This is a genomic window from Ruegeria sp. YTSA226 (genome assembly GCF_059609905.1).
Genome location: NZ_JBXWMQ010000004.1, coordinates 388162 through 400412 on the forward strand (window position 1 = coordinate 388162; position 12251 = coordinate 400412).

Sequence of the window (12251 nt, forward strand, 5' to 3'; positions counted from 1 at the left end):
CCGTTCTTGCCGGCTAGGCTCTCATCAAATGCCCGAAAGAGATCTAAGGTGCGACACGACCTCGTCCGAACCGTGGCCGGCTTTCAGGCAGGCAAATACCACCGGCAGATCGCCCCGCATTCTCGCGGCGTCTCGGCGCATGACGTCCAAAGATGCCCCCACATGAGGGGCAAGGTCGGTTTTATTGATGACTAAGATGTCTGACCTGGTGATTGCTGGGCCACCCTTGCGTGGGATTTCCTCGCCTGCGGCCACGTCGATCACATAGATTGTCAGGTCCGCCAACTCCGGGCTGAAGGTGGCCGATAGGTTGTCGCCACCGGATTCGATCAGGACGACCTCTACGTCGGGGTGACGCAGCCGCATCTCGGCCACGGCAGCCAGGTTGATCGACGCGTCTTCGCGAATCGCCGTATGAGGACAGCCGCCGGTTTCCACTCCAATCACGCGATCCGAAGGCAGGATTTGCATGCGCATCAGAGCTTCGGCGTCTTCTTGTGTGTAGATGTCGTTGGTGATGACGCCTATCGAGTAATCGTCTTTCAAAAGTTCGGCAAGCCTCGCGGTCAGGGTCGTCTTTCCTGCACCGACCGGGCCGCCGATACCGATGCGCAAGGGGCCGTTGAGTTGTGTCATGATTGGAAGAGCCTCGGTTCAAGAGTTTCGTGGGCCATCGCGGAGATGTCTGAGAAAAAGGCGTTGCCAAAAACGTCCGTGGTGTCCGCATTTCTCGTGTCTTCGGCGACCTGAAGGCAAAAGGGCTGCAAGTTCAGGATCACCCGTTGACCGGCCGTCTGCCCGATGGGGCTCAGGCGGATGGCCGAGGAGGTCAGGTTTGCGACAAAGGCCTGCAGATAGAGAACGGCAGTCGTATCGATATCCAGCTCTGCCAATCTAGCGGCGCGACCGACGGCAACGGGCAACAGCATGTCAGGCAGCGCCAAACCCCAGACAGCATTAACCGTCGCAACAAAGGCAGCGCCCTGCCTTTCAGCTTCGCGCAGACGCTCTTCGGCGATAGCAAAGGAACGTGCTTTCGCGTCCATCTCCAATGGGTCGTCGGCAGCATAAGCCAGCCGCATCCAGATCGCATCAGCGCGGCCTGAGCCATCACTCAGGCAATCTCTCAGCCAGTCTTCCAAACTGGTCGCGTCGGCGGCAATCCAACCCTCGTTGATCGCTGTTTCAAGTCCGTGCGAATAGGCGAAGGCCCCCACTGGAAACGCGGGCGACAGCCATTGGGTCAGCGTCAGTAAGTGCGCATCAATGGGCGTGGGCATGGGCCGAGTGTCCGTGATCATGCGCATGGGTGCGCCCGTGACCATAGGCGCCGCCTTCCGGAGTGAAGGGTTCGGTGACTTGGGTCACTGTGGCACCGAGGTGGCTCAGCATATGAGCGATGACGGGATCATCCTGGATCAAAAGGCGGGTCGCCTCGATCTGACAAGGCGTGTGGCGATTGCCGATGTGCCAGGCGAGGCGGGGCAGGTCTTGCCCGGAAACGGCCAAGAGGTTTTCGGGTGCCGCCGTCACTTTGACCAGACGTCCATCGCCCAGTTCCAGCACGTCGCCATCGTTCAGGGATACGGTCTGTTCGAAGTCCGCGACAAAGGACCAGCCTTCGGTCGTTGTCAGTTTCTTTCGCCGGAAAAATCGGGCGTCGTAGGTCAACGCGCAGTCCGCTATCGCATTGTCTGATGTGCATGCGGGATGGAGCGTTTGTGCAATGGGAATATCGGTCATGAGGCCTCAATACAGAAAATACCGCTGCGCCATGGGCAGCTCGGTTGCAGGTTGGCAGGTCAGCAATTCGCCATCAGCCCGCACCTCATAGGTTTCGGGGTGCACCTCGACCTCGGGCATGGCGTCGTTCAGGACAAGATCCGCTTTGCCGATACCGCGCGTGTTCTCCACCGGCAAACTTGTCTTGGCCAATCCAAGCGCATCTCCCAGTCCTTCGGAGTGTGCCGCCTCGGAAACAAAGGTCACGGCATTGGCTTCCAGCGACCGGCCAAAGGCCCCGAACATCGGGCGAGTATAGACCGGCTGCGGTGTCGGGATTGAAGCGTTTGGATCGCCCATCTGCGCACACACAATGCTGCCGCCCATAAGGATCATCTCAGGCTTCACACCGAAAAACGCCGGGTTCCATAGGACCAGATCGGCGCGTTTGCCTTCTTCGATCGAACCGATGTGCTTTGACAGCCCGTGCGCAATGGCCGGGTTGATCGTGTATTTCGCGATATAGCGACGGACGCGGAAATTGTCGTTGTCGCCGACCTCCTCGGCCAAGGCGCCCCGCTGTTTCTTCATCTTGTCAGCGGTTTGCCAGGTGCGAATGATCACTTCGCCCACACGCCCCATGGCCTGGCTGTCTGAAGCGATGATCGAGAACGCCCCCATGTCGTGCAGGATGTCTTCGGCGGCGATCGTCTCGCGCCGGATGCGGCTTTCGGCGAAAGCCACATCCTCTGGGATGGATTTGTCCAGGTGATGGCAGACCATCAGCATGTCCAGATGTTCGTCCACTGTATTGACCGTAAAAGGTCGGGTCGGGTTGGTCGACGACGGCAGAACATGGGCCTCGCCACAGATCTTGATGATGTCAGGGGCATGGCCGCCCCCTGCGCCTTCGGTGTGGAAGGCGTGGATGGTGCGGCCCCTTATGGCGGCGATGGTGTTTTCGACAAAGCCGGATTCGTTCAGCGTGTCGGTGTGGATCATCACCTGAACGTCCATGTCGTCCGCCACAGATAGGCAACAGTCGATTGCGCCGGGCGTCGTGCCCCAATCCTCATGCAGCTTCAACGCGCAGGCACCGCCCTTGACCTGTTCCTCTAAAGCGGCGGGGAGCGACGCATTCCCCTTTCCCGCAAAGGCGAGGTTCATCGGAAACGCATCCGCCGCCTGCAACATCCGCCCAATGTGCCACGGTCCCGGTGTGCAGGTCGTGGCCAGCGTGCCATGGGCCGGGCCAGTGCCGCCGCCCAGCATTGTGGTTAGACCAGAATACAGAGCATCCTCGATCTGTTGCGGGCAGATGAAATGAATGTGGCTGTCGAACCCACCGGCCGTCAGGATCTTGCCTTCGCCAGCGATGGCTTCAGTGCCAGGGCCGACGATGATGTCGACGCCGGGTTGTGTGTCTGGGTTGCCCGCCTTGCCGATCTTGTGGATCTTGCCGTCTTTCAAACCGACGTCCGCTTTGTAGATGCCGGTTGCGTCCACGATCAGCGCGTTGGTGATAACGGTATCCACCGCACCCTCGGCGCGCGTGGTCTGAGCCTGACCCATGCCGTCACGGATCACCTTGCCGCCACCGAATTTGACTTCTTCGCCGTAGGGACCTGTCAGGTCCTTTTCCACTTCAATGATCAGGTCAGTATCGGCCAGCCGCAGCTTGTCGCCGGTGGTGGGGCCGAACATGGCGGCGTAGTCAGAGCGGGGGATTTGGGTGGGCATCAGAGATCTCCCATCACAAGCTGGTTGAACCCGAAGACACGCCGTGCTCCGCCAATCAGGATCAGTTGCACCTCGCGCCGTTGACCAGGTTCAAACCGCACGGCTGTCCCGGCTGCGATATCCAGACGCATGCCGCGTGCGGCGTCGCGGTCGAAATCGAGCGCCGCGTTGGCCTCGCCGAAATGGTAGTGTGAGCCGACCTGTACCGGTCGGTCGCCCGTATTGGCGACCATTAGCGTGATCGGCTCCGCCCCTGCGTTCAGAGTGACCTCACCATCCGCCGGAAAGAGTTCGCCGGGGATCATTGGCGTCTCCGAACCCGGATTGCCTTGCGCTTGGCCATGAAGGCCGCCGCGCCAATCAACAGCAATGCGACGGGTACGGCCCAATCTGCTGAATGCCCATGCGGCAGGCTGGCAGGATGGGCCAAGGCGGGGGAAGCCAGAAACAAAGCGGGAATAGCGTAACGCATGAGAGACTCCTATCGGATGGGATTGTGGACGGTGACTAGCTTGGTGCCGTCCGGAAAGGTGGCTTCGACCTGCACTTCGTGGATCATCTCGGGAATGCCGGCCATGCAGTCGTCGCGGGTGATGACCTCGGCGCCTACCTCCATCATGTCGGCGACCGAGCGGCCATCGCGAGCGCCTTCGACGACCGTGTCGGTGATCAGCGCGATGGCCTCGGGGTGGTTCAACTTGACGCCACGGGCAAGGCGCTTGCGGGCCACTTCGGCAGCCATGGCGATCAGCAGTTTGTCTTTTTCGCGGGGGCTGAGTTGCATGGGTCAGAGTCTCCAGGATTTCGGCAGGGTGGTTTCGGTCAGGCGTTCCAGCACCGGCACCAGCCATTGGCGCAACAGATAGGAATCGGCGGCAAGAAGTCGGATGGTCAAAAGATCGGGCGCGACAAGGCTTGCGCCGCCGGTCTTTGGCAAAAGTTGCCGGACAATAGGCAAAAGCGCCTCGGCACGCGGGCCGAAGTAAAGGGCGCTGGCAAGGGCGGTCATGCCGCCTGCGATGGCTGGACGGTCAAGACTGGCGCTGATTGATCCGGTCAGGTTAATGCGGTCCCAATAGATCGGGCGACCATCGTGGCGCAGGGTGATCCGGTCGCGAAAACTGCCCGAGATACGGGTTTCACCCATGGCGCGGCGACCGAAGACGACGGGTTCGACCAGCACGGCCTCGGCTCCGTCGGTGACGTCCACGTCAAGGCGACGGTTGAGACAACCACCGTCAAACATGATCAACTCTTGCGGCAACCAATGCAGTACCGCGCCCTTGGCGACAGACAGGCGCGTGCTGACACACGCAGCGCCAGATGTGCTGCGATAGGCACGTTCTGCGGCTTGGGTTGTCAGGGTCAGGCGGCTGTCCGGCCCGGCGCTGGCCGAAGCCTCAAACCGGTCGCCGCCTGTTAATCCGCCCGAAGTGTTCAGCACAATGGCTTCGACGGCATCCTTGCGACGCGGAAAAGCCACCTTGCTAGCGCCCGAGGTTCTGAAGCGGTCTATGCCCGTACGTCCGTCACGGCATTTGGTCGACAAGGTCATGGCACCGATGGATCTCGGGGCGGTGTTCGCCTCTCGTGATGCCAGATGTGGTTGACCCATGCGTTTGTCGCCCCCGGTACTCGACCCGCATGGTTCACCATGCAGATTGGGGGGTGATCCACCGCTGCGCGCCAGGAAAAAGACCAATCCCGGAGTTCTGCCTATTTGCTGTGCGAAAGTGACCCCACTCGCCCAGAAGTTCAGCAATGATGAGATGCCGACACGGAAATGCCTGAATGACGTGTCGAACGGGTGACAGGGACTTCGTCTGTTAAGTGTGCGTCAGCCATAAGGCGGCAGAAAGCTTGATTGCTGACTCTTAGATCGTTCATGATCGGATCATGAGCAGTTTGAAAACCTTTCTGGTCCTGCTTCTTATCCTGCCGAAGCAAAGTCCGGCGGCAGATGATCCCCTGATGTCTTCATTCGCGGCATGTGCAGGACGGTTCTCGGCCGAGTTGGAACATGCCTGGCTTATGAATGATGACCGCACGGATCAGATCGCGCATCGCCGGGCGCAGTTCATCGACCTTCTGAACACGACGGTGCCCGACGATCAACGACGTCATGCCCTTCACCTGCGTATCGACGCCAAGATGGCGCATGCGAAATTGCTGTCCGCCGCCAGATTCTCACACGATGCGGATCGCTCCAAATGGGCGGTGCGGCGTGCCCGGGCCGAGATCGACTATTGCACAGGATTCTTGCTTGAAAGCTGAAACGCCCAAAGATTTGGCGTTTCTTTCGCACAATAAAATGGCGAACCCGCGAAAGTCTGCGCAATTTTTAACGGATTAACGCCAGGGGCCGTTTTTCAACCCCCGCCGATCTCGCAGTCGCAGCAATTTCCATGGAACGACTTCTTCCGGGATCACACAAATCCCGTTGAACGTGCGATGGTGCTGGCCTTGCAATTCCAAAACACCACCGCACTCCGCAATTAGATTGCGTGGGGGGCATATGGGGGATCACACCCTTGAAAGCAACGCTTCCCCGCGCAGTGCCTGAAGGAAAACTGCGATGAAAAAGACACTTCTTAGTTCTGCTGCCGTCCTGGCCGCTTCGATGCTGCCGGCCATGGCGCAAGACTGCCCGATCAAGGTGGGAGTGCTGCACTCCCTGTCCGGAACCATGGCGATTTCAGAAACAACACTAAAAGACACGATGGAAATGCTGATCGAACAGCAAAACGCCAAAGGCGGCGTTCTGGGCTGCGAGTTGGAGGCCGTCGTGGTCGACCCGGCGTCGGACTGGCCGCTCTTTGCCGAAAAAGCGCGCGAGCTGATTTCGGTACACGAGGTTGACGTGATTTTCGGCAACTGGACATCCGTGTCGCGGAAATCGGTTCTACCTGTGATCGAAGAATTGAACGGACTTCTGTTCTATCCGGTTCAATATGAAGGCGAGGAATCCTCAAAAAACGTCTTCTACACCGGTGCCGCCCCCAACCAGCAGGCAATCCCGGCGACGGATTACTTTCTGGAAGAACTTGGCGTTGAGAAATTCGCGCTTCTGGGCACCGACTATGTTTACCCCCGGACGACGAACAACATCCTGGAAAGCTATCTTCAGCAGAAGGGCATCGCCGAGGACGACATCTTCGTCAACTACACGCCCTTTGGTCATTCTGACTGGTCCAAGATCGTCTCGGACGTCGTGGCTCTTGGTGCGGATGGCAAGAAAGTCGGCGTGATTTCAACGATCAACGGCGACGCAAACGTGGGCTTCTACAAGGAACTCGCGGCTGCTGGCATCAGCGCCGACGACATTCCCGTCGTGGCCTTCTCGGTCGGCGAGGAAGAATTGTCGGGTCTCGACACCTCCAACCTTGTTGGTCACCTCGCAGCCTGGAATTACTTCCAGTCAGCAGATACCGATGCCAACGCCGAATGGGTCGAGGCCTGGAAAGCCCGCATGGGCGACGAGCGTGTGACGAATGACCCGATGGAGGCGCATTACATCGGCTTCAACATGTGGGTGAATGCGGCGACCGAAGCAGGCACCACCGATGTCGATGCTGTGCGCACCGCCTTGTACGGGCAGGAATTCCCGAACCTGACTGGTGGCACCGCGGTCATGCTGCCGAACCACCACTTGGCCAAGCCGGTTCTGATCGGTGAGATCACCGAGGATGGTCAGTTCGACATCATCAGCCAGACGGAGGAAGTGCCGGGCGATGCCTGGACGGATTTCCTGCCGGAATCGGCGGTGCTGAAATCCGATTGGGCGGAACTCGATTGCGGGATGTACAACACCGAAACGTCGTCCTGCGTTCAGATCAAGTCGAACTACTAAGCATGGTGGGTTGAAAACCCACCCAACGGGTGCGGCGCATGTCGCCCCCAGAACGCCTTACGGGGGCTGAACTATCCATGTCGCTTATACGTCGGTTCAACATCGGTTTCATGTCGGTGCTTCTGTGCGCTCTTGCCTTGCCACTTTCGGCGCAGAACGCCGAGGCGCCGATCCAGCAACTTTTGCAAGAACATGGCGAAATCATCGCCAAATCCTCGCGCAAGACCATCGGTCCTGCCATCGACGCGCTTGCCGCCAGTGGTCTGGCCGAGGCCCAGGTCGTGCTGGAACGCTGGCAAAACAAAGAGATGTGGCGCGACAAGGACACCGGGCTTTTCGTCTATGGCGAAGCCTCGGACAAGGAATTGACGGCGTTCGACTTTGCCGATGGCGCGGAACTTGGCACTTTCGTTGCCCGTGACTTCAAACAGTTGAAACCCAACAGCGGCATTCGCGGCATGATCGGCGCGGCCCTGGTGCAATTCCAACTATCTGGGTCCTTTGCCGAAAAGATGCAGGCCCTGAATGCGATCGAGCGTGACTCGGAGGCGTCCCATCTTGTGGCCCTGACCAAAGTTCTGCCCGACGAAACGGACCAGTCTGTGCAAAGTCGCATGGAACGCCTTCAGGGACTTTTGACAATCCGCTTCGGCGCGACCGACGAGGAGAGGATTGCTGCCATCCAGCAGTTTGACGGCGATCTTGGTGTCGATGTCCGGGCCGTATTGAACCCGCTTTTGGCCGTGAAGGTCGAGGCTTCGGCACAAGCACCCGAGGGCGATGACATCGCCCGCATCCTGACCGTCGGCAGCGACGACCTGCCGCGCGAGTCCGCCTATGACCTTCTGGTTGCCGCCGATCTGGCGAAACCCCGGATCAACCGGTACGACAAGCGGAACGCGCTTTTGGCCAACATCTCGGAGGGATCGGTCGCGGGGGTTCAGGTGGCGACGCTGAACAGCGAAGACGCACGCGACCTTGCTTATGAAGCTTTGGCCGAACAGGGCGTGGTAGACCCTGTGGCCACCGAAGCCGAGGTGGATGAAACCCTGGCGGGCTTCACGTTCTACGAACGCTACAGCGGCTCGCCTTCAGTGGCCGTTGCCGCGGCGGCGGTGCTGACGGGCATCGAAAACAAGGTAGCATTCAACCAGACATTTGACCTTGGCCTTGACGCCCTGTCGCTCGCTTCGATCTACTTTCTTGCCGCCATCGGTCTTGCTATCACCTTTGGCGTGATGCGCGTGATCAACATGGCCCATGGCGAATTCATCATGATGGGCGCCTACACCGGCTACGTCGTCCAGCAGATCATCCCGGATTACACGATTTCCATTATCGTCGCCTTGCCGCTGGCCTTTGCCGTCACCTTCGGCGCAGGGGTCACGATGGAACGGCTAGTGATCCGCCACCTCTACCATCGCCCGCTGGAGACGCTTCTGGCGACTTTCGGGATTTCCATTGCCCTGCAACAGATCGCCAAGAACATCTTCGGCACGCAAGCGCGGCCCCTCACCTCGCCCGGCTGGCTGGACGGATCGCTGGTGTTCAATGACATCGTGTCGATCAGCTATATCCGGATCGCAATTTTCGTTTTGGCGCTTTTGTTCATGGCGCTATTCCTTTTCGTCATGAACCGCACTCGATTGGGGCTGGAAGTGCGGGCGGTGACGCAGAACCCCCGCATGGCGGCCTCGATGGGGATCAACCCTGACAGGATCAACATGCTAACCTTCGGCTTCGGCTCGGGTATTGCCGGGATTGCGGGTGTGGCGATTGGGCTTTACGCCAAAGTGACCAGCGAGATGGGCGCGGACTATATCGTGCAAAGCTTCATGACCGTGGTCGTGGGCGGCGTTGGCAACATCTGGGGCACGCTTCTGGGCGCGACCATGGTTGGCTCGCTGCAAAAAGGGATCGAATGGCTGAACCCCTCGAACACACTGGCCGCACAGACCTATATGATCCTCTTCATCATCCTCTTCATCCAATTCCGGCCGCGCGGGATCATCGCGCTTAAAGGCCGGGCGGCGGAGGCATGAGCATGGCGGAACTGACAGCAGGCCCTGTGCGTCGCACACCTTTCGTGGTGCGTTATCCGTCGGTGCTTATCTTTCTGGCCTGTCTGGGGCTGTTCACCCTGGGCGTGACGATCCTGTCCGAAGGGTTCGGTATCGGCGTCATCTCGACCAGTTTCGTCAAGACCCTGGGCAAGACCCTGTGCCTCTGCCTCGTCGCGCTGGCGATGGATCTGGTCTGGGGCTATTGCGGTATCCTGTCCCTTGGGCATATGGCCTTCTTCGGAATGGGCGGTTACGCGATAGGCATGTGGCTGATGTACGAGCGGACGCGTCTGATCGTCGTCGAGAGCCTCGCCGCCGGAGGGCTGCCGCCAACGCCCGAAGAGGTCTCCAGCGGGATCGCTGGCCAGATCTTCGGTGTCGTCGGAGCCTCGGAATTTCCGCCGATCTGGGCCTTTGCCCATTCTCTGCCGCTGCAACTGGCCGCCGTCGTACTGGCGCCGGGGCTTCTGGCGCTGGTCTTTGGCTGGCTGGCCTTCCGCAGCCGGGTGACAGGTGTGTACCTTTCGATCCTGACGCAGGCGATGACGCTGGCGCTGTCACTGTACCTGTTCCAAAACGACAGCGGATTGCGCGGCAACAACGGTCTGTCAGGCCTGCAGAACCTGCCGGGGTTGGAGAGCACTAGTCAGGCCATCGTTTCGGTCTGGTTCCTTTGGGCCTCGGCCCTGGCTCTGGGACTTGGATACGTGCTGGCGACTTGGATGGTATCGGGCAAGTTCGGCTCGGTCCTGCGCGGCATTCGGGACGACGAAGCGCGGGTGCGCTTCCTTGGCTATCCAGTCGAGGCGTTCAAGCTGTTTGTCTTCACCGTATCGGCCGTGCTCGCTGGCATTGCAGGCGCAATCTACTACCCACAGGCGGGCATCATCAACCCGGCGGAACTGGCGCCGATTGCCTCGATCTATCTGGCGGTCTGGGTGGCCATCGGCGGGCGTGGGAGATTGTACGGAGCCGTGATCGGCGCGGCTTTCGTCTCGCTCTTGTCGACCTGGTTTACCGGCGGGCAAGCCCCTGACCTGATCATCGCCGGGTATCGCATTCAATGGGTCGATTGGTGGACCGTCCTGTTGGGGCTGTCCTTCGTGGCGGTTACGCTTTTCGCACCGAAAGGCATTGGAGGGCTGTTCGACGCCTTGGCAGCGCGTCGCAACCCCAATCGGCATGGGCGCGACCTGGGGCCGGGCCACGGTTCTTTGAGAGAAAAGGAGGCAGATGCATGAGCGCGCTTCTTGAAGTCTCGGGCGTGTCGGTCAGCTTTGACGGGTTCAAGGCGCTGAACAACCTGTCGTTCAGCATTGACAGGGCCGAATTGCGGGCGGTCATCGGCCCGAACGGCGCGGGCAAGACCACCTTCATGGATGTGGTGACCGGTAAAACCCGGCCTGACGAGGGCCATGTGCTTTGGGGCGAACCGCCCGTGTCCTTGCTGGGCAAATCGGAAAGCAAGATCGCCATGGAAGGGGTCGGGCGCAAGTTCCAGCGACCCACGGTGTTTGAGGATCAGACGGTTCAAGACAACCTGATGATGGCGCTGAAAAAGTCGCGGTCGCCGCTGGCCGTGCTGCTGTTCAAACCCGAAACACCGGACTTTGCCCGGGTCGAAGAACTGGCGGATGTCATTGGGCTGGACGCGGTTCTGTCACGGAAATCTGGCGAGCTGTCCCACGGGCAAAAGCAATGGTTGGAGATCGGGATGCTCTTGGCACAGGAACCGAAGCTGTTGCTAGTGGACGAACCTGCGGCAGGCATGACGACCGCAGAACGTCAGAAGACCACGCAAATTCTGCGGGACGCGGCGAAGACCCGCGCTGTCGTCGTAGTGGAACACGACATGGATTTCGTGCGGCGTTTGGATTGCAAAGTGACCGTGCTGCACGAAGGCTCGGTTCTGGCCGAAGGCTCGATCGATCACGTCACCAAGAACCAGCAAGTCATCGAGGTGTACCTTGGCCGATAGTTTCCTCAGCATCCGCGATCTGACGCTGCACTATGGCGGCAGCCAAATTTTGAACGGCGTGGATTTCGACGCGGCCCAGGGCGAGGTCACCTGCTTGATGGGCACTAATGGCGTAGGCAAGACGTCGCTGTTAAAGGCGCTGGCGGGCACCCATCCCCGGTCGGGGGGCGACTATGATCTGGACGGCCAAAGCATCGGAAAGCTGAAGGCCTTTGACCTTGCGCGGAAGGGCGTTGCCTATGTGCCCCAGGGGCGCGAGATCTTTCCGTTTTTGACGGTGCAGGAAAACCTTGAGACGGGATTTGCCTGCCTGCCAAGTGGCGAACGCAAGGTGAAGGACGAGATTTTTGATCTGTTCCCCATTCTGAAGAAGTTCCTGCAACGGCGGGGCGGTGACCTTTCAGGCGGCCAGCAACAGCAACTGGCGATCGCGCGCGCGCTGGTGTCGAACCCGAAAGTGCTTCTTCTGGATGAACCGACCGAAGGTATCCAGCCGAACGTCATCCAGCAGATCGGCGGCACCATCCGCATTCTGAAGGAACGCGGGAACATCGCGATCGTCCTAGTCGAACAGTATCTGTCCTTCGCCTATGATCTTGGGGATGCCTTCGTCGTGATGGAGCGCGGTGCCGTCAAACTGAGCGCGCGAAAGCCGGAACTATCACTCGAAAAGCTGACCGCCAGCACGTCTTTGTAGTACGCAATGGCAGGGTGATCTGTATACTATTCTTCCCTTCATAACCGGTTTTACCGCTTCAAGGCCGTAAGTCTGTTCCAAACCGGCGAACGGCAAGTGACATTCGCCGACGCGGGTCAGATTTTGTCCGTCGTCAGAGATATTCGGAGAGGTGAAGCGTTTTCGTAACAGAGGCTCTGGTTCGGTTTCTGTTTGAGTTTA

Annotated in this window: 14 protein-coding genes; 6 read left to right on the plus strand and 8 right to left on the minus strand. The window is 59.5% G+C overall.

Annotated features, from left to right (window positions below; all coding sequences use genetic code 11):
• Positions 1-24: 24 nt before the first annotated feature.
• From ureG to AC2FFF_RS09020, 8 genes are read right to left on the minus strand one after another with little or no spacing between them, the layout of a single operon-like run.
• Complete coding sequence (gene ureG, locus AC2FFF_RS08985) at positions 25-636, minus strand: urease accessory protein UreG (protein ID WP_496750628.1); 612 nt, start codon at positions 634-636, stop codon at positions 25-27.
• Entirely contained in the window at positions 633-1280 is a 648-nt protein-coding gene (locus tag AC2FFF_RS08990; protein WP_271952428.1) for an urease accessory protein UreF, read from the minus strand. Before AC2FFF_RS08990 ends, ureG begins: the two co-directional genes overlap by 4 nt.
• A complete protein-coding gene (locus tag AC2FFF_RS08995) occupies positions 1264-1743 on the minus strand; it encodes an urease accessory protein UreE (RefSeq protein WP_282022499.1) in 480 nt (159 codons plus the stop codon). The genes AC2FFF_RS08990 and AC2FFF_RS08995 overlap by 17 nt, the downstream gene beginning before the upstream one ends.
• A 6-nt stretch (positions 1744-1749) precedes the next feature.
• Positions 1750-3462, minus strand: a complete 1713-nt coding sequence (ureC, locus tag AC2FFF_RS09000) for an urease subunit alpha (RefSeq protein WP_142639059.1) — start codon at positions 3460-3462, stop codon at positions 1750-1752.
• Complete coding sequence (locus tag AC2FFF_RS09005) at positions 3462-3767, minus strand: urease subunit beta (protein ID WP_281995608.1); 306 nt, start codon at positions 3765-3767, stop codon at positions 3462-3464. Before AC2FFF_RS09005 ends, ureC begins: the two co-directional genes overlap by 1 nt.
• On the minus strand, positions 3764-3934 hold the full coding sequence (locus tag AC2FFF_RS09010; RefSeq protein ID WP_185956729.1) for a hypothetical protein: 171 nt from the start codon (positions 3932-3934) through the stop codon (positions 3764-3766). The genes AC2FFF_RS09005 and AC2FFF_RS09010 overlap by 4 nt, the downstream gene beginning before the upstream one ends.
• A gap of 9 nt (positions 3935-3943) precedes the next feature.
• Entirely contained in the window at positions 3944-4246 is a 303-nt protein-coding gene (locus AC2FFF_RS09015; RefSeq protein ID WP_142639062.1) for an urease subunit gamma, read from the minus strand.
• A gap of 3 nt (positions 4247-4249) precedes the next feature.
• Positions 4250-5077: an urease accessory protein UreD gene (locus AC2FFF_RS09020; RefSeq protein ID WP_281995607.1), complete on the minus strand. Its 828-nt coding sequence runs from the start codon at positions 5075-5077 to the stop codon at positions 4250-4252.
• Positions 5078-5358: 281 nt separating this feature from the next.
• On the opposite strand from AC2FFF_RS09020, the gene AC2FFF_RS09025 reads away from it, so the two are divergent.
• From AC2FFF_RS09025 to urtE, 6 genes are all read left to right on the plus strand, one after another.
• Positions 5359-5736 (plus strand): hypothetical protein, encoded by a 378-nt coding sequence (locus tag AC2FFF_RS09025; protein WP_281995606.1) that lies wholly within the window; start codon positions 5359-5361, stop codon positions 5734-5736.
• 301 nt (positions 5737-6037) lie between these two features.
• Positions 6038-7312, plus strand: a complete 1275-nt coding sequence (urtA, locus tag AC2FFF_RS09030; RefSeq protein WP_142639068.1) for an urea ABC transporter substrate-binding protein — start codon at positions 6038-6040, stop codon at positions 7310-7312.
• Positions 7313-7422: 110 nt separating this feature from the next.
• The gene (gene urtB, locus AC2FFF_RS09035; protein ID WP_496750705.1) at positions 7423-9354 is read left to right on the plus strand and encodes an urea ABC transporter permease subunit UrtB; all 1932 of its coding nucleotides are present in this window, start codon (positions 7423-7425) and stop codon (positions 9352-9354) included.
• Positions 9355-9356: 2 nt separating this feature from the next.
• Positions 9357-10616 carry an urea ABC transporter permease subunit UrtC gene (gene urtC, locus AC2FFF_RS09040; RefSeq protein WP_281995605.1) on the plus strand — a complete coding sequence of 420 codons (1260 nt, stop codon included), beginning with the start codon at positions 9357-9359 and terminating at the stop codon, positions 10614-10616.
• Positions 10613-11353 (plus strand): urea ABC transporter ATP-binding protein UrtD, encoded by a 741-nt coding sequence (gene urtD, locus AC2FFF_RS09045; protein WP_142639072.1) that lies wholly within the window; start codon positions 10613-10615, stop codon positions 11351-11353. The genes urtC and urtD overlap by 4 nt, the downstream gene beginning before the upstream one ends.
• On the plus strand, positions 11343-12050 hold the full coding sequence (gene urtE, locus AC2FFF_RS09050) for an urea ABC transporter ATP-binding subunit UrtE (RefSeq protein ID WP_142639074.1): 708 nt from the start codon (positions 11343-11345) through the stop codon (positions 12048-12050). Before urtD ends, urtE begins: the two co-directional genes overlap by 11 nt.
• The last annotated feature ends 201 nt before the right edge of the window (positions 12051-12251 follow it).

Coding starts and splice junctions, on each gene's coding strand:
- ureG (WP_496750628.1), bottom strand. CDS start 636: ATGACACAACTCAACGGCCCCTTGCGCATCGGTATCGGCGGCCCGGTC.
- AC2FFF_RS08990 (WP_271952428.1), bottom strand. CDS start 1,280: ATGCCCACGCCCATTGATGCGCACTTACTGACGCTGACCCAATGGCTG.
- AC2FFF_RS08995 (WP_282022499.1), bottom strand. CDS start 1,743: ATGACCGATATTCCCATTGCACAAACGCTCCATCCCGCATGCACATCA.
- ureC (WP_142639059.1), bottom strand. CDS start 3,462: ATGCCCACCCAAATCCCCCGCTCTGACTACGCCGCCATGTTCGGCCCC.
- AC2FFF_RS09005 (WP_281995608.1), bottom strand. CDS start 3,767: ATGATCCCCGGCGAACTCTTTCCGGCGGATGGTGAGGTCACTCTGAAC.
- AC2FFF_RS09010 (WP_185956729.1), bottom strand. CDS start 3,934: ATGCGTTACGCTATTCCCGCTTTGTTTCTGGCTTCCCCCGCCTTGGCC.
- AC2FFF_RS09015 (WP_142639062.1), bottom strand. CDS start 4,246: ATGCAACTCAGCCCCCGCGAAAAAGACAAACTGCTGATCGCCATGGCT.
- AC2FFF_RS09020 (WP_281995607.1), bottom strand. CDS start 5,077: ATGGGTCAACCACATCTGGCATCACGAGAGGCGAACACCGCCCCGAGA.
- AC2FFF_RS09025 (WP_281995606.1), top strand. CDS start 5,359: ATGAGCAGTTTGAAAACCTTTCTGGTCCTGCTTCTTATCCTGCCGAAG.
- urtA (WP_142639068.1), top strand. CDS start 6,038: ATGAAAAAGACACTTCTTAGTTCTGCTGCCGTCCTGGCCGCTTCGATG.
- urtB (WP_496750705.1), top strand. CDS start 7,423: ATGTCGGTGCTTCTGTGCGCTCTTGCCTTGCCACTTTCGGCGCAGAAC.
- urtC (WP_281995605.1), top strand. CDS start 9,357: ATGGCGGAACTGACAGCAGGCCCTGTGCGTCGCACACCTTTCGTGGTG.
- urtD (WP_142639072.1), top strand. CDS start 10,613: ATGAGCGCGCTTCTTGAAGTCTCGGGCGTGTCGGTCAGCTTTGACGGG.